We start from the raw sequence: 16,082 nt of genomic DNA, 5'->3' as shown, positions 1-16,082 counted from the left end.
CAGGAAAATTATTCTCACACTTTTTTTTGGTGCATAGCGGGCTTATTATGAATAACTCTGCCTTATGGTCCCCCACCGCTGCGTTCCTTCAGAAAACCAGAGTCCACGCTTTTCTGAAATATCTGCACGACACAGAAGGTGTGTCATGCGACTCTTATGACACGCTTCATCAATGGTCTGTCAAGAATATGGCAACCTTTTGGAAAACAGTTTGGGGCTTTTGTGACGTGAAAGGCCACATCGGACCAGGCCCGTTTTTAGAAAACGAAACCGATATTGAGAAGGCCGTTTTTTTCCCCACGTCCACGCTGAACTTTGCAGAAAATCTCCTCCGAAAAACAACGAACGAAACGGCCATTGTGTTTTGGGGGGAAGACCAAGTGAAGCGCTCTCTCACCTTTATCGATCTTCAAGACCAAGTCTCTTGCCTCATTCAAGCGTTCAAACAAAGGGGCCTCAAAAAAGGAGACCGTGTGGCAGGTTTGGTCCCCAACACCCCCGAAGCCATCATTGCCATGCTGGCCACCACAGCGCTCGGGGGTATTTGGGCGTCTTGCTCTCCCGACTTTGGCGTGCCCGGCATCCTGGATCGGTTTCACCAAATTCAACCCAAATTTCTGATTGTTGCGGATTACTATCTCTATCGGGGAAAACATCATAAAATCACAGAGAAACTGGGCGCCGTTCAAAAAGGACTGTCCTCTTTAGAAGAAACAATTGTGTTTTCCTATGGGGGGGAGAAAACACCTGAGATACCCCCTCACGCGACGCCCTGGTCATCCCTTCTAGAGGCGTACCACCCCCAAGACATTGTCTTTGACAGATTCCCCTTTAATACGCCGGCGTTCATTATGTTCTCGTCGGGCACAACGGGTGTTCCCAAATGTATCCTCCATGGGGCGGGAGGCACGCTTCTGCAGCACCTCAAAGAACATCAACTTCATTCTGACATTCGCGAGCATGATCGGGTTTTTTATTTCACTACGTGTGGATGGATGATGTGGAATTGGCAAGTCTCAGCACTGGCCTCAGGCGCCACGCTGTTGCTGTATGATGGGTCGCCTGCCTGGCCGAACATCCATATTCTTTTTGATTATGCCGAGCAAGAAAAAATGACCCTCTTTGGGGCCTCTGCCAAATACATTTCTGCCTTGCAAAATGAAGGCGCCTCCCCTCTAACCACCCATGATCTCTCAGCACTCAGAACCATGACGTCCACAGGATCTCCCCTCCCGGCGGAAGGATTTGAATACGTCTACACACACCTTAAAAAAGATATGCTCCTCGCCTCCATCTCCGGCGGGACGGACATCATTTCATGTTTCGTCCTGGGCACACCTTTGAAACCCGTTCATCGAGGAGAAATCCAAGCCGCAGGTCTCGGAATGAATGTTAAAATTTTCAATGACAAGGGGCGGTCCATCACCCAGAAAAAGGGCGAGCTTGTCTGCACCCAGCCGTTCCCCTCACGCCCGCTCGGGTTTTGGAATGATCCCGACGGTCAAAAATATCACGACGCCTACTTTGATGACTTTAGAAACGTCTGGTGTCATGGCGATTTTGCAGAAATCACAGAGCATAAAGGGTTCATTATTCATGGGCGGTCAGACACGGTGTTGAATCGAGGCGGCGTCCGTATTGGGACATCCGAAATTTATCGCCAAGTGGAACAATTGGAAGAAGTTCTAGAAAGCATCGTGGTGGGCCAACCGTATCAGGGCGACATCCGCATCCTTTTGTTTGTGAAATTAAAAGATCAACACACCCTGGATGCCCAGCTGATCGGCAAAATTAAGCATCAGATTCGCTTTAATACCACCCCGCGCCATGTACCGGATCTTATTTTTCAGGTGCCAGATATCCCCCGCACAAAAAATGGAAAACTTGTGGAACAGGCTGTTGCGAGCGCCTTGCAAGGCCTGCCCATCAAAAACAAAGAAGCCTTAGCCAATCCGGAATCTCTCTCTTTTTTCACAAATCTTGAAGAATTAAGGGGAGAGTGATAGGCTGATCCCAAACAACCGGGGTTTCATGACAGCATGCCATTCACATTTTAAATTGAGCGACCTTTCAAAAGATAAGAACGCTTTGAAGCGTTTGGCAGCGTACGCCTCTGTCTCTGTGTCCTTTATTCTGATCGGTGCCAAAGGCTATGCCTGGTACACGACGCACTCCATCAGTTTGCTCTCCAGCCTCGTGGACTCTGTTCTTGATTTCATCGCCTCGGTGATTAACATGATTGCCATTTATTTGGCCGTGAAACCGGCTGATGAAGAACACAAGTTTGGACACGGCAAAATTGAGGCTCTCTCTGCCCTATTTCAATCGATTACCATTATTTTATCAGCCGCTTTTGTATTGAAAGAAGCCATAGAACGTCTCATCTCTCCCCATCCCCTAGAACGCCCTTTGACCGGCATCATCGTGACCTGTATTGCCATCGTCTTGACGTCTGCCTTGGTACGATTCCAGAGTTATGTCATTCACAAAACCAAGTCTATCGCCATTTTGGCGGATTCCACCCATTACAAAGCAGATCTGTATCTCAACTTAGGCGTTCTCTTTTCCATTGGAACTTATATTCTCTTTCAGTGGCAGTATGTGGATATTCTCTTTGGGACAGGCATTGCTCTTTATATTATGTTCACCGCGTACACCATCATTGTGTCCGCCTTTAAAGTGCTGCTTGATAGTGAGCTGCCCCTGCCCGATCGCCAGAAAATTTTAGACGTCATCGAGGCGCACCCAGAGGTGGGGAAATGTTGCCATTTAAGAACACGTACGTCTGGCCAGGAAGAGTTTATCCAAGGACATTTGATTATGAAGAAAGAAGTGTCCGTGGAACAAGCCCATCAAATTGCCAAAGAAATTAAAAAAGAACTTCTCAGCCTCTATCCCCATGCCGAGTGTCTTTTCCAAGTTTTACCCCACACCCACCAAAAGGATTTCCATGAAAACTGCTGCGACTAACACCCTTCCCCAACCCAGTTTACTCTCTAAATTAAAAAGTTATTTTTTAAGTGGTCTCCTTGTCTCAACACCCATTCTTCTAACCATTTATTTGGTGGCCTGGGTGGTGCGGATTATTGATGACATGGTGCGCCCCATCATGCCAGATTCCCTCTCCCATCTCTATGGATATTTCCCGGGCTATGGCATGATTGTGACCCTCGTAGGCGCCACGCTCGTGGGGGCTTTGATGAAAGGATTCTTGGGTCGATACTTTATGAATCTTAGCGAAAAAATTGTCTCGCACATGCCCATCGTCCGCAACATTTATGCCACTCTTAAGCAAGTCTCCCAGGCCGTCTTGGACAAAGAATCTTCGTCTTTCCGAGACGTGGGTCTGATTGAATATCCCCGACGGGGCATTTGGACATTGTGTTTTGTGACGGGCGTCACTAAGGGAGAGATTCAGGAAAAGTCCTCTGACGAAGTTGTGAATGTGTTCATCCCCACAACGCCCAACCCCACCTCTGGGATTCTGCTGTTTGTGCCCAAAAAAGAAGTAAAGATTCTGGAGATGTCGGTGGAAACAGGCATCAAAATGGTGATGTCCATGGGGGTCATTACCCCTCCCTATCGCAAACCCAAAGAGGCAGACAAATCGTCTAACGAGAAAAAGAAGAAATAAGCTCCATATGGGGAGACCACAAGAACTGGTCCACTAGATGGGTTTCGTTCATCTTGTATCCACTTTTCACCAGCAAGTGGGCGTCGCGCGCAAAGGTGTTGGCATTACAAGAAACCATGAGGATGGTTTCTATTGAAGATCCCATCAATTGTTTAATTTGGTTCACGGCCCCCGCGCGCGGCGGATCAAGAATCACCGCATCATACGCTTTTAACTCTTCGGAGGACACGGGGTATTTAAATAAATCCCGCTGAGTTGCGCGGAGAAGATGGGGTAATTTATTATGTTGGGCAGAAAGATTCAGATATTGAACGGCTTTCAAATCCCCGTCGAAGGCCTCCACAGCCGCGTGCCCTGCCAGCGGAAAACTAAAAGTCCCAAGGCCAGAAAATAAGTCAGCCACTCTTTTCGCCGATGGGGGCAATAAGGAAAGAACAATCTTCACCATATGCGCTTCGGCGGCTTCACTGGTTTGCAAAAAAGCATGGGGCGGGAATAAAACGGACACACCCGAAAAATCCACGTGGGGAGAGGCTTGATGCACCAACAACTCTTCGCCCTTGGAGGATTGAGCCATAAGACGGATGACCTGATGCTGGATCGCCCAGGTAGTCAACGCCTCTATTTGAGAAAGAGAAAGCTTTTTGGGAGATTCAAAAACGATGGCCCCCTCAAACCCATTCTGCACTTTGGTGAGGAAGATATTGGCCTCTTCTTTTTCCATCAGGCACGATCGCAGCGCTTCTTTTAAAGGCGCCAAAAGATGATTAAAGTCAGGCAATAAGAGAGGGCAATGATCAATATCCAAAACCTCGTGACTGCGCCTTTGATGATAACCCAATAAAATTTTAGTCTGTTGTTTGGTGACCTTAAAGTTAATGCGGCGGCGCACACCTGGCCCAAAAACAACGGGATCTAAAAGAGGTGTCTCTAGCTTGTGCGCCTGAAAAGCCTCTGCCACTAATTCTTTTTTGTACGCCTTGTAAAACGCTGGATCCAAGTGCTGAAGCTGACATCCTCCACACCGACCAAAGTAAGGACAGGGTGGCACTTGACGATGGGGGCTAGTGGTGACAATTTTCTCCAGCCGTCCCCGTCGGACAGCACTCCGCACACTGGCGGGATCAAGGGAGACTTCCACCACCTCACCGGGCAGAACAAAGGGCACCAAAACAGTCTCACCGCCCTCTGTCGCAGCCATGCCTTCGCCACTGCTGTTCAGCTGGGTAATGGTGACGCGTAGGGGTTCAACGTCTTTATAGAATATAAGACGCCCCAATCTTGATGAAAAAAGAGTTGGGTTTTTTCTGCACATCCACCGGTAGGCTGCCCTGTGTGGAAAGCCCTCGTTGATATCGGAAAGAAGACCGGATCACCCAATGGGATCGGACAAACGCATCCACCCCCACTTCTGAAATTAAATCCGTTGTATGGAACTCTTTATTTTGGGTGCTCGTTTGCATTTTATAGTCAGAATAGGCGGCACCCAGTCCGACATAGGGCAAGAAGTTATTTTGAATCAGCTGGCCAAACCGAAGCACTCCTTCCACCTGGTTGTTTTTCTCCACCCGTTGCCCATTTTGTTTGAGAGAGAACGTATCATGAGAAAGGCCGACCTCGCCCCCATAATATAAATCCGACAGGGTCACATGGCCATACCCGAACAGACCACCCACCATCAAATGGTTCTGCCTATAGCGCTGATTCGTCACCCCTATGGTAGTGCGTCCAACCGCCAAAGCAGGCCCAAAGTAAAACCCTTTAAAGTCCCCCACAAAGGAAGGGGGATCGGCAAGAGCAACCGTCGCAAGTGTCGCCATACCCATTAAAAAAAACTTATTCATTCTAAAAATCTATCATTCCCCTACACCTAACGCAACCTTATAGACCTGAAAGGGAAGATGAAGTGATTGTTCAGTTGCCCAAAATCCATATTTTATCTAAACTGTGTTTTACAAAACTATTCTAGATAGGTCATTAAAATAAAAGTGCTCTTTTTTATCTCCTTCCTTCTTATGCTGGGGTCTGGCCTTGCTTCTTGGTCCACTACTTTACAATCTCCCAAACCATTATCTTGCCAAGAGTCTTTTGATTTAGCCATCCAGTCTCTGAAAAAAGATCGCCCGCCGCTGTTGCCGGATCAGAAAGCCTGCCCCCTTGAATACAAAACAGCGGCGTGGGTTCAATATACCCGCCATCCTGGTCCTTTTGAAGAGAGGGTCCTTTTTCTAAAAGAAAATCCTTTTTGGCCTGACGCAGAGAAAATCCGAGAGATGACAGAGCAATCCATCAATGCCACAACCCCCGACAAAACGGTGATGGTATATTTCAATGCCTATCCACCCCTGACTTCCAAAGGCGCGCTCATTTATGCCAACCTATTGCTCAAGACAACCCCCAAGAAAACAGCTCTTCCTAAAATTGAATATCTGTGGATTCATACCGACTTTAAACCCAAGGATGAACAGGCTTTTTATCAACTGTTTAAGCCCTATCTATCTGCAGAAACCAACCATAAGCGTCTTGATCGACTCATTTTAGACGGCAACTATTATGGGCTGAAACAAATGAAGCCATATATTTCTAAAAAGAACCGCGCGGTGGTGGATTTTGCCATCAATCTCATTCAAAAGAAAAGCCAGTTTCGCCTCAAATGGGCAGGCGTCCCCCCCCATTTCAAACAATATCCTGGACTCACCTTCCAATATCTCAAATGGTTGCTCGCAAAGAATCAAGATGACACCGGCTTAAAAGTGTTTGAAGAGGCGGTGGCCTCTGGGACTTTTGAGGGCTATTCTGATCTACTGCAACGATACCGAAACTATTTCGCCCGCTACTTTTTGCATCGTCAAGACTTTCAAAAATCATATGCCATTTTTGAAAAGTATCCGATTTCTCCTGAAACACTCAAAACTAAGGTGGATTATACAGAAGGCGAGTGGCTCGCCGCCTGGATAGAGCTCAGAAAACAACAAAAACCAGACACAGCTTTCAAGCGCTTTGAGGGGCTTTATGATTTTGTCTCGACCCCTCTCAGCAAATCCAAAATGGCCTATTGGTGTGGACGCGCGCGCGAGGCTTCCGGAAACGAATCTGATGCCGAATCATGGTACCAAAAAGCAGCCGAGTTCCCCCACACGTACTATGGTCAAATCTCCCTTAAAAAACTGGGCAAATCCATTACTCTTAAACTCTCCAAGACTCCCAAACCAGTCACGTTGACCGAGCCAGAATCAGAGCTTATTCATGCCCTCAAGTTGCTGGCCCCTTATGGATTTGCTTCAGAAAAAGAAAAAATACTTTTCTATCTGTCTAAAAATGGACAAAAAGATATGGGTGAGTTTTTGGTTGAGTTTTGTCATGAAGTGAACATGCCTCAGCTCGCCGTTATTGTGGCTAAATTCATGGGCCAAAAAAGCCCAGTCCTCATAGAGAAAGCATATCCCACCCTAAAACTGTCTCCAGAAAGCCTCTCTCATCCCTTCGTGGATGAGGTGCTCATTCATGCCATTATCCGTCAGGAAAGCAACTTTAATTCTCGGTCCATTAGTACGGCAGATGCCCGCGGCTTTATGCAGCTGGTGTATACAACAGCCCGGAGAATCGCCAAGAGATTGGGCATTCCGCTCCGCAAAGAAGATTTGACACGCCAACCCCACAAAAATATTGATATTGGAAGTGTGTACCTCTCGGGGATGCTAAAGCAATTCAAGGGCAATTATGTTGTCGCTTTAGCGGGCTATAACGCGGGCCCTCATAAGGCGGAAGAATGGGTAAAAGTTTATGGAGACCCAGACTCAAAAGAGGCAGATCTCATTGACTGGATTGAAAGTATTCCTTATGGTGAAACCCGCGGGTATGTTCAACGCATTACCGAGACTTTGCCCATTTATGCCCAACATTTGGGCAAGAAAAGTCTGTACCCCCAGCACATTAACCGTCTTAACCGTCACGAAAAAAGGAAATGATTATGCTCAGAAATACACTGAATGCCGCCATGAAAGAATCCATGAAGTCAGGAGACAAAGAACGCCTGTCTGCCATTCGCTTGATTCTCGCCAATGTAAAACAAAAAGATATCGATGTCCGCGTGACCGGCAATATGGAAGGTATTTCTGATACTCAAATCTTGCAAGTCCTCCAAACCATGATTAAACAAAGACGAGACAGCATTGATCTTTTTGACAAAGGAAATCGGCCAGATCTCATCGAAAAAGAACAGGTGGAAATTGCTGTCATTGAATCCTTTCTGCCCCAACAAATGACCGACGCAGAAATAGAAACCGCCATTCGCCAAGCCATCCAAGAAATGGCAGCTAAAACTCCCCAAGACATGGGCAGAGTGATGGCCTGTCTCAAAGACTTGTATGCGGGCAAAATGGATTTTGGAAAAGCATCCTTGCTTGTGAAACAGAAACTGATGTGATGTACCCACAATCTCTTTTAGCTGAAATTAAAAGACGACTTACCCTTTCAGAACTCATTGGCAAAACAGTTCAGCTGAGAAAAAAGGGGCACGAGTACCATGGGCTATGTCCTTTCCATCAAGAAAAAACTCCTTCTTTCACCGTCAATAATGGGAAAGAGTTTTATCACTGTTTTGGATGTGGTCAGCATGGGTCTGTGTTTGATTTTCTCATTCACCAGAACCATCTCACCTTTATCGAAGCGGTGAAACACGCCGCAGAAATGGCTGGGGTTACCCTGCCTCGCCTCGCCCCCTCTCATCCAGAAGAAGATCAAACCAAACAAACTCTGGAACAGATTTTAGAACATGCCTGCCAATTTTTCGAACATCAATTAGCTTCTCCTGACGGAAAGGAAGCTCTGAACTATCTCCTCCGCCAAAGAAACCTGGTGCCCGCCACTCTCAAAAAATTTCGCTTGGGTGTTTCGGCCTCCAGCGACAAAGGTCTGTTGACCCATCTTTTAGCCAAAGGACACACCCTGGATCAAATTAAAATGGCGGGACTGCTGAGTGAATGGGATGACGGCAGTTGGCATGATAAATTCCGACATCGGATCATGTTTCCCATTCTAGATCGCAAAAGCAAAGTCATTGCCTTTGGAGGGCGCCTTTTGGGACCCGGGGAACCCAAGTACCTAAACTCACCGGAAACCCCCGTTTTCCACAAGGGGCATACTCTCTATAATTGGCCCCACGCGCAGCAATCTGCCCAAAAAAAAGACCCTCTGGTGGTGGTGGAAGGCTATATGGATGTGATCAGTCTTGCTCAACATGGGTATGAACGGGTGGTTGCCCCTTTGGGAACGGCCCTCACAGAAGAGCAAATTCAATTGCTGTGGAAACTGTGTGCCGAACCTGTCCTGTGTTTTGATGGGGACGAGGCAGGCCAACGGGCGGCGAGACGGGCAGCAGAACGCGCCATTCCCTTTCTCAAACCTGGGAGGTCGCTGTCTTTCCTCACCTTGCCCGCCTTCGAAGATCCCGACACCTTCATCCAAAAAGAAGGCCTCGCCCGATGGTACGCGCTTTTTCAACAAGCTCAACCCCTCGTTAATCTCTTATGGGAAACAGAAATCCGCCACTATCTGCGGAAAACACCTGAAGAAAAAGCGCTGCTTGAAAAAACATTGGAAGATTTTTGTCTCCAAATTCAAGATCCAGCTGTTAAAAATTATTACAAACAAGAATTTAAGAATCGTCTCTTTCTCTGGAACGCACCCTCCAAAAGAACCTTTTCTAAGTCTAAACCCCTTTCTCCTAAAAAAATTGACGTTATTTTGATACAAGAGCGTATTTTACTGGCCAGTATTTTGCTGAATCCGGCTTTGGAAGAGCACATTCACGAAGAGTTTACCTTACTGCAGTTTCAAACCCCTGCCCACGCAGACATACAAAAAAAAATAATAAATTACTTTTCTGAAAATAATACTCTTGAAAAAGAGACTTTGACCTCTTATCTGATAAACTATGGATACGAAAAGACGCTGCAAACCATCTTGGCGACAGATCTTTTTATCCATGCTCCTTTTCTTAGGCTTTCAACTCTAGATCTCATTTTGGAAAGCTGGAACCAAGTGCACCAATTATATGGGCAAAAACTAGGGGAGAAAGAAGAGCTCGAGCATGCCAAAGAACGATTGCGTACAACTCTTTCTTCGGAAGAATGGCAACGTTACAAACGGCTGAAAGAAAGCTTTGTCTTAAGCGATGAGCAGAAGGAAGAGTAGCCTCTATTTTATTGATGCGACTTATGTCGTTTATGATATGATGGAGGGCTCTGATAGGGACAACTGTAGATTATAGGTGAGATAATGAGCAAATTTACGACAGAGATCGTGGACAAAGAAATGACTGATTTTCAGGACGAAGAACTTCTAGCCTCTTCCAAGGAAAAAATGGCAGCTGACTTGAAAAAACTCATCGATGATGCTAAAGAGCGTGGATTTGTAACCCAAAAAGAAATTAACCGTATCGTTGGAAAAGGCAAAAAAAACGTCTCCGAAGAGATGATGGATTCCATTCTTGAAACCTTTGCTGACATTGGCATCGATATTACCACAGAAGACAACGACCGATCCACAGACGCTGATTCGGCTGAAGAGGAAGAAGAGGAAGTCGTCGACGAGCTGGATGCTCCCGTTAGCAGCGAAGCTTTGGTCACAGGTGACCTGGGAGGACGCACAGATGATCCTGTACGCATGTACCTCAGGGAAATGGGATCCGTTGAACTGCTCTCCCGCGAAGGGGAAATTGAAATTGCCAAACGTATTGAGGGAGGCAAGGAACTTTTAGCGAACTCTCTTTACGCCAGCCCTCGCACGGTCGCCGCCATTTTAGAATGGGCAGAGGCTTTGAAAGAAGGAAACCTTCTTCTGCGCGAAATTATCTCCCTTGATACCCCTTACGAAGAAACCATTAATTTCGAAGAGGAAGGTGACCCTCTTGCCGCAACTTTGATCACAGAAGAAATTGAAGAAGAGGAAGAGGAAACCGAAGTCGAAGAAGACTCTGCCAAAGAAGAAGGTGGTTCTTCCCTCGCTGCCCTTGAAGAGGCTTTGCTCCCCAAAGCTTTGGAGCTCTTTGATCAAATCAAAAAGCTTGATAAGAAGATGCACAAGATTCGTCTCCAGAGGAATCGGGCTCGGAAAACAAGGGAAGCTGTCCCTGCCAAGCTGGAAAAAGAATACGAAGAATACAAACAAGAAATGGTTCGATTCATTCAAGACCTTCGGCTCAGCAATGCGCGCATCGAAGGGCTTACCACCGAGCTGCATGAGTTTAATAAAACAGTGACGGCTGATGAAACAAAACTCTTAAAGTTTGCAGAAGAAGCAGGCCTCAAACGAGAAGCCTTTATGCAGGTCTACAAAGATCAAGAATTGGACGCTCTTTGGCTAGAGAACCTGAAAACCAAAAGTGAAAAGTGGTCTACGTTTGCCACCAACAAAGAAGTGATGGATTTGATCCGCACCATTCAAGAAATCCCCTCTATTCTAGAGCTTTCTCTTCTAGAGTTTAAGCATTTGGTCGGCCGTGTTCAAAAAGGCGCTCGTCAGGCCAGTCGCGCGAAGACAGAAATGATTGAGGCAAACCTCCGTCTGGTGATTTCCATTGCGAAAAAATACACCAACCGAGGACTTCAGTTCTTAGACCTTATTCAAGAAGGCAACATTGGGTTGATGAAAGCGGTGGACAAATTCGAATATCGTCGCGGCTATAAATTTTCCACGTATGCCACCTGGTGGATTCGTCAGGCCATTACACGTTCCATTGCCGACCAAGCGCGCACCATTCGGATCCCCGTTCACATGATCGAAACCATCAACAAGCTGGTACGCACGTCTCGGCAAATGTTGCACGAAACAGGCAAAGAACCAACCCCAGAAGAGCTTTCTGAAAAACTGGCCATGCCTTTGGAAAAGGTTCGGAAAGTCTTAAAGATCGCCAAAGAACCCATTAGTCTTGAAACCCCCATTGGGGATGAAGAAGACAGCCATCTCGGCGACTTCATCGAGGATAAAAACTCCATTATCCCCATTGATGCGGCCATTCAGTCTAATCTTCGCGAAGCCACGACCCGCGTGCTTTCCTCTCTGACGCCACGGGAGGAACGTGTGTTGCGCATGCGCTTTGGCATTGGGATGAATACAGACCATACCCTCGAAGAAGTGGGCCAACAGTTTTCTGTGACACGCGAACGTATTCGACAAATCGAAGCGAAAGCTTTGCGCAAATTAAAGCACCCGAGCCGCTCTCGTAAGTTGAAAAGCTTTCTTGAAAGTGAAGGGCTTCCGTCTAAAGAGTAAGCTTTTTACTTGACGTGATCTTGTAATTGAGTAGTGTCTAAAATAGAGTTGTTCTACGGGGGCCTGTAGTTCAGTTGGTTAGAACTCACCGCTCATAACGGTGCTGTCGTAGGTTCGAGTCCTACCGGGCCCACCACCAATCACCCCCTTCCGATTTCAAAAACATTCATATTTTTGTAATCTTTTGAGTAACCGCCCCAACAAAAAGCCGATATGCCTTGCGCTGTTCCTTTCTGTAAATGTATGGAACAGCCAGAACAGTTTTACATTCCGAGCAAACCAAATCTGGTAGTTGACTTATCGAGAGCTTTTGAAAATTTTCTAAATTTTTCGGCGCAAAGATTCTGTCTAAATAAAGCCGTTTTAATAGCCCGGGACCGTCTTTCTGATAAACAAGTATTTTTGCGCCACAATGTTCACAAAAAACATTTAAAAAACGAGAGTATCCTCCCCTCGTTTTGCGATATTGATCTGATTTGAACTTAAGCGTCATCCTGAACTCCAGAGAAAAAGATATTTACAAACATCTTTAAACGAGATAGCATTAAAATAACAGGGGTAAAAACCATGAAACAAAATGAACCAATTCTAAAAATTGTCAAAAGATCTCTCTCTTTTACTTTTAAAAATATCATTCCTTTTCTGAAATGCTGGGCCGTACCCTTTTTGGTTTCAAGTATTTTCTATGCGTTAAGCTCTTATTACCTCACATCTACTCATTGGTTTGTGTCAGCCATCGTCGCCATTGTCAGTGTGGCCATCAATCTTGTGGCAGCGTCCGTTTGGGTGCCCAAGTGGATCAACTTCTATGAATCTCCCAAAAAAGGGATTAAGATTTTTGCTTTCGAAGAGACCAATAAAGAATACCTTCAAAGATCAACCGTGTTTTTGGTAGGTGTCGCTCTTCTTCTCTTCTTCGGCGTGGGGATCTCTACCCTTGTTGGACACTATTCCAGCATCTTTGGAAGCGTGATTGCGTGCGTGTCTATGGCAGCGGTCTTTTATATCTCTTACCGGTTTTCCTTTATCTTGCCAGCAGCGGCGCTCGGAGAAAAAATCACGTTTATGGATTCTTGGCGCCAATCCCGTGGGTTTTCTTGGAAATTCCTAGCGGTGGTTTTAACGCTTACCTTCTTGATAAACTTGCCTTTCATCCTTATGGGACTCTTTTCTATTTTGATGTATCAGATAAAAATCGGGATGGGAATTTTTGGGCCTTTCACTTTACCAGGAACCTTGCTCATGGTTTTTGCGAACATCCTTTTGTTCGGAGCCTTCACCGTCGCATGGACCGATTTCTACAAGATGATCCGCAAAAAATAATTCTTTTTGGGACTCCCAGATAACTAATTCAGATAAAACAATGGGTTTTTAATGATTTTGATTAGTTATCTGAGACAGTTCCTAAAAATATTAGTAAAAACTATCCTATACCTTATCTTTTTGGAAAACATTTTTATTTTTTGTATTTTTCTTGCAGCACAGCTTCTTTGGAAAGGAGCTTTTGCGTTCTTCCATTTTCTTAGGAAAATTAAAAAAAACTAGGGACTATCCCAGATAACTGTTTAAAAAACATCTATTAAATAGTCCCTATTCCTCTCTCATTGTTGGATTTTTAAGCACGTTATTTTTGCGCGAGCTTTAAGCGTAGAGCTCTTTTAGCTGGATTTACATTATATCTTATCTCTTCTAAGATCTCCTTATTTCCTGCCCTAATTTGCGCTATGCACGTTCTTATGATTTGTTTATCTCTTTCACTGTTCATTACGGACAAAGAATCTCTCAGTCTTTCAAGAACTTCCCCTTTTGTAAAATACATATCATTGTCGCTTGTTTCACTAAAGCCTAGAATAACCTTTCTAAATGCAAAACCCGATAGTCCGTCCAACCACCCTCCTCCCAAGCCTGGGGTATGAGCCTTTAAAGAATAATCCTCCTCATCTCCCAAAGAATTTAGGTGCAAGGAGCCTCCATTAGAAAAAAAGGCCTTAAGCTGTGCTTCTTGAACGTTTTCCGGAATACCTGTGATACTCTGCCAATCAATCTTGTGAGGGGCACCGTTGGTATATACTATAAACTCCCCCTCTTTAAAGGTAAGAGTAACCTGGCCTTTCAAGTGAGACCTAACCGGCAGGGTTTCTTCCTGCATGTCAAAACCTGCAGCCATGGCAGAGGAAACAATTATAAAACTTAGGGATGTAGTTATCATGATTTTTTTCATATTTTCCTCTTTAATTAAACTTAGAGTCCAAACTATCCTATGTTTTTTTAGTACACAAGTTGAAAGTGATATAATTTTTCATCTGATCGTCGGCTAAATAAATAAAAACCTCAAACAAAATCCTTTTGGGGTTGAAGTAGCTACTTCAACCCCTTATTTTTTTCTCCAACCCGACTTTATACGGGGCGCCTGAGGCGCCCGTCTTCTATCTCCAGTACATCATCTGCCACATGTTCCACAAAATCACGATCATGCGACACAAATAAAACCGTTCCTGAATACTGGCGCAACATCTCGGCCAGCACATCTTTGCTGAGCATATCAAGGTGATTGGTGGGCTCGTCCATCAGAATGAAATTCGGCAGTCGCCCAAAAATGCACGCAAACACAAGACGGGCGCGTTCTCCTCCTGAAAGAACTTTTGTTTTTTTTGAAAGATCATTGCCTTTGAACAAAAAGGCTCCCAGGAGGGCTCGCAACTCTTGTTCTGTTAAGGCAGGATTCTCTGCACGCAAGGTGGCTAGAACCGTTTCTTGAGATTTAATTTGTTCTGCTGCTTCTTGCGTATAGAATTCTATTTTTACTTCTGTACCCAGAGTGACCTGTCCTTTTAAGGCAGGAATCATTCCAGAAATTGTTTTAAGAAGCGTGCTTTTTCCGATCCCATTTGCCCCAATCAAGCCAATTTTCTGACCCCGCATCAGGTGTAAAAAGACATTCGACAAAAGAGGCTGGGTATACCCTATGGTCACCCCTTCCATCTTTAAAATTTCTTTTCCACCTTTGGGATAGGCCAGCTTAGGCAAATGAAAGGACCGTGCTTCCTCTTCCACAGAAATAGTCTCTAAGGAGGCATCAATACGCTGAATCATTTTGATACGACTCTGGGCTTGCGCTGCCTTGGACGATTTGGCCCGAAATCGGTCCACAAACTTTTGCATGTGTTGTTTTTGGGTCTCGAGTTTCTTAATGGAGGATTCTTGTCCTGCTTTGAGCAACTCACGTTGCTTTAAAAAAGAATCAAAGTTCCCCTTGTATTCACGCAGTTTTCCTTTGTGCAAATGCACCGTAATGGTGGAGAGGCTATTCAAAAACACGCGGTCGTGGGAAACAAATAACAAGGTTCCCTTAAAGCTCATCAAATAATTTTCAAGCCATTCAATGCTGGGCAAATCCAGATGGTTGGTTGGCTCATCTAAAATAATGAGATCAGGGTCAGAGATCAGGATCTTCGCGAGCTCCAGACGCATGCGCCACCCCCCTGATAATTCTTGGGGATTTTGCTTGAATCCGCCTTCCTTAAACCCCAGCCCAATGAGGATCTTTTCAGCCCGCCCTTCGATCTGGTAGCCGCCATTGACTTCGTACAGAGCCAAAGTTTTCTCATAGGCGTCAAAGGTTTCTTCCGAATAATGGGCACCCATCTCTGTCAAGCACTCTTCCATCTTCTCCCGATAGGCATATAAGTCTTTGTGCCCCGATAAACACTCTTCTAATAAGGTACTCTTGGGGTGTTCATTATAAGATTGGGGCAAAAAGGTCAGTCGAAAGTTTTTAGGGGTAATGACTTGCCCCTCGTCCGCCTCGTCAAGGGCGGTTAAAATATTTAAAAGCGTCGTTTTGCCTTGCCCGTTGGCCCCAATCAGGGCAATCCGTTCTTTTTCGGGAAAGTGATACGTAACATGTGAAAGCACTTGTTGGTCGGCATATTTTTTAGAGATTTTTTCAATACGAATCATAGAGCTGTTCCTTAATAAATAATAATGGGTAAAAACCGCGCTATGGAAAACATAAGGTGAGTTGCGCGGCATACAAAAAAATGTATGCCGAAGCTAGGCTGTGATAACAGGTAATCCCGTTTGTAAGGCAGAAACGATAATCATGGGCTCATCGTAAAATAAATATGGCAGCTGTGCAAGGAAAAACGCACTTTTCCCTTTCCCTTTCTTTATC

13 protein-coding genes and 1 tRNA gene are annotated in these 16,082 nt (G+C 45.4%); 9 read left to right on the top strand and 5 right to left on the bottom strand.

Annotation, left to right across the window (positions count from 1 at the left end):
- The first annotated feature begins 44 nt into the window (after positions 1-44).
- The 3 genes from A2621_01735 to A2621_01725 are packed head-to-tail and all read left to right on the top strand — an operon-like array spanning position 45 to position 3,634.
- Positions 45-2,003, top strand: coding sequence for an acetoacetate--CoA ligase (locus A2621_01735; GenBank protein OFW90111.1), 1,959 nt, complete (start codon positions 45-47; stop codon positions 2,001-2,003).
- A gap of 28 nt (positions 2,004-2,031) precedes the next feature.
- Complete coding sequence (locus A2621_01730; protein OFW89615.1) at positions 2,032-2,970, top strand: hypothetical protein; 939 nt, start codon at positions 2,032-2,034, stop codon at positions 2,968-2,970.
- Complete coding sequence (locus A2621_01725; GenBank protein OFW89614.1) at positions 2,951-3,634, top strand: hypothetical protein; 684 nt, start codon at positions 2,951-2,953, stop codon at positions 3,632-3,634. The genes A2621_01730 and A2621_01725 overlap by 20 nt, the downstream gene beginning before the upstream one ends.
- Here the strand turns inward: A2621_01725 and A2621_01720 are convergent.
- Together A2621_01720 and A2621_01715 are read right to left on the bottom strand one after the other, a co-directional pair.
- The gene (locus A2621_01720) at positions 3,612-4,913 is read right to left on the bottom strand and encodes a hypothetical protein (protein OFW89613.1); all 1,302 of its coding nucleotides are present in this window, start codon (positions 4,911-4,913) and stop codon (positions 3,612-3,614) included. The genes A2621_01725 and A2621_01720 overlap by 23 nt on opposite strands.
- Complete coding sequence (locus A2621_01715) at positions 4,891-5,478, bottom strand: hypothetical protein (GenBank protein OFW89612.1); 588 nt, start codon at positions 5,476-5,478, stop codon at positions 4,891-4,893. The genes A2621_01720 and A2621_01715 overlap by 23 nt, the downstream gene beginning before the upstream one ends.
- A 144-nt stretch (positions 5,479-5,622) precedes the next feature.
- On the opposite strand from A2621_01715, the gene A2621_01710 reads away from it, so the two are divergent.
- The 5 genes from A2621_01710 (at position 5,623) to A2621_01690 (ending at position 12,044) form a co-directional block, all read left to right on the top strand.
- Positions 5,623-7,602, top strand: a complete 1,980-nt coding sequence (locus A2621_01710) for a hypothetical protein (GenBank protein OFW89611.1) — start codon at positions 5,623-5,625, stop codon at positions 7,600-7,602.
- 2 nt (positions 7,603-7,604) lie between these two features.
- Positions 7,605-8,060 (top strand): glutamyl-tRNA amidotransferase, encoded by a 456-nt coding sequence (locus tag A2621_01705; protein OFW89610.1) that lies wholly within the window; start codon positions 7,605-7,607, stop codon positions 8,058-8,060.
- On the top strand, positions 8,057-9,829 hold the full coding sequence (locus tag A2621_01700; protein OFW89609.1) for a DNA primase: 1,773 nt from the start codon (positions 8,057-8,059) through the stop codon (positions 9,827-9,829). The genes A2621_01705 and A2621_01700 overlap by 4 nt, the downstream gene beginning before the upstream one ends.
- 84 nt (positions 9,830-9,913) lie before the next feature.
- Positions 9,914-11,908, top strand: a complete 1,995-nt coding sequence (locus tag A2621_01695; protein OFW89608.1) for an RNA polymerase sigma factor RpoD — start codon at positions 9,914-9,916, stop codon at positions 11,906-11,908.
- 59 nt (positions 11,909-11,967) lie between these two features.
- Positions 11,968-12,044, top strand: a tRNA-Met gene (locus A2621_01690).
- Between the two features lie 30 nt (positions 12,045-12,074).
- On the opposite strand, the gene A2621_01685 is transcribed toward A2621_01690, so the two are convergent.
- Positions 12,075-12,401, bottom strand: a complete 327-nt coding sequence (locus A2621_01685) for a hypothetical protein (GenBank protein ID OFW89607.1) — start codon at positions 12,399-12,401, stop codon at positions 12,075-12,077.
- 74 nt (positions 12,402-12,475) lie between these two features.
- Between A2621_01685 and A2621_01680 the strand changes: the two genes are divergently transcribed.
- Positions 12,476-13,231: a hypothetical protein gene (locus A2621_01680; protein ID OFW89606.1), complete on the top strand. Its 756-nt coding sequence runs from the start codon at positions 12,476-12,478 to the stop codon at positions 13,229-13,231.
- A gap of 301 nt (positions 13,232-13,532) precedes the next feature.
- Here the strand turns inward: A2621_01680 and A2621_01675 are convergent, their stop codons facing one another.
- Both A2621_01675 and A2621_01670 read right to left on the bottom strand, forming a co-directional pair.
- On the bottom strand, positions 13,533-14,129 hold the full coding sequence (locus A2621_01675) for a hypothetical protein (GenBank protein OFW89605.1): 597 nt from the start codon (positions 14,127-14,129) through the stop codon (positions 13,533-13,535).
- A 176-nt stretch (positions 14,130-14,305) separates the two neighbouring features.
- Positions 14,306-15,868 carry a hypothetical protein gene (locus A2621_01670; GenBank protein ID OFW89604.1) on the bottom strand — a complete coding sequence of 521 codons (1,563 nt, stop codon included), beginning with the start codon at positions 15,866-15,868 and terminating at the stop codon, positions 14,306-14,308.
- Positions 15,869-16,082: the final 214 nt, after the last annotated feature.

It is taken from the genome of Alphaproteobacteria bacterium RIFCSPHIGHO2_01_FULL_41_14 (assembly GCA_001767855.1).
Taxonomy (GTDB): Bacteria; Pseudomonadota; Alphaproteobacteria; order UBA7879; family UBA5542; genus 2-01-FULL-41-14.
This window is presented reverse-complemented; position numbering and strand designations above follow the sequence as displayed.

Coding starts and splice junctions, on each gene's coding strand:
- A2621_01725 (OFW89614.1), top strand. CDS start 2,951: ATGAAAACTGCTGCGACTAACACCCTTCCCCAACCCAGTTTACTCTCT.
- A2621_01680 (OFW89606.1), top strand. CDS start 12,476: ATGAAACAAAATGAACCAATTCTAAAAATTGTCAAAAGATCTCTCTCT.
- A2621_01685 (OFW89607.1), bottom strand. CDS start 12,401: ATGACGCTTAAGTTCAAATCAGATCAATATCGCAAAACGAGGGGAGGA.
- A2621_01715 (OFW89612.1), bottom strand. CDS start 5,478: ATGAATAAGTTTTTTTTAATGGGTATGGCGACACTTGCGACGGTTGCT.
- A2621_01695 (OFW89608.1), top strand. CDS start 9,914: ATGAGCAAATTTACGACAGAGATCGTGGACAAAGAAATGACTGATTTT.
- A2621_01675 (OFW89605.1), bottom strand. CDS start 14,129: ATGAAAAAAATCATGATAACTACATCCCTAAGTTTTATAATTGTTTCC.
- A2621_01705 (OFW89610.1), top strand. CDS start 7,605: ATGCTCAGAAATACACTGAATGCCGCCATGAAAGAATCCATGAAGTCA.
- A2621_01730 (OFW89615.1), top strand. CDS start 2,032: ATGACAGCATGCCATTCACATTTTAAATTGAGCGACCTTTCAAAAGAT.
- A2621_01670 (OFW89604.1), bottom strand. CDS start 15,868: ATGATTCGTATTGAAAAAATCTCTAAAAAATATGCCGACCAACAAGTG.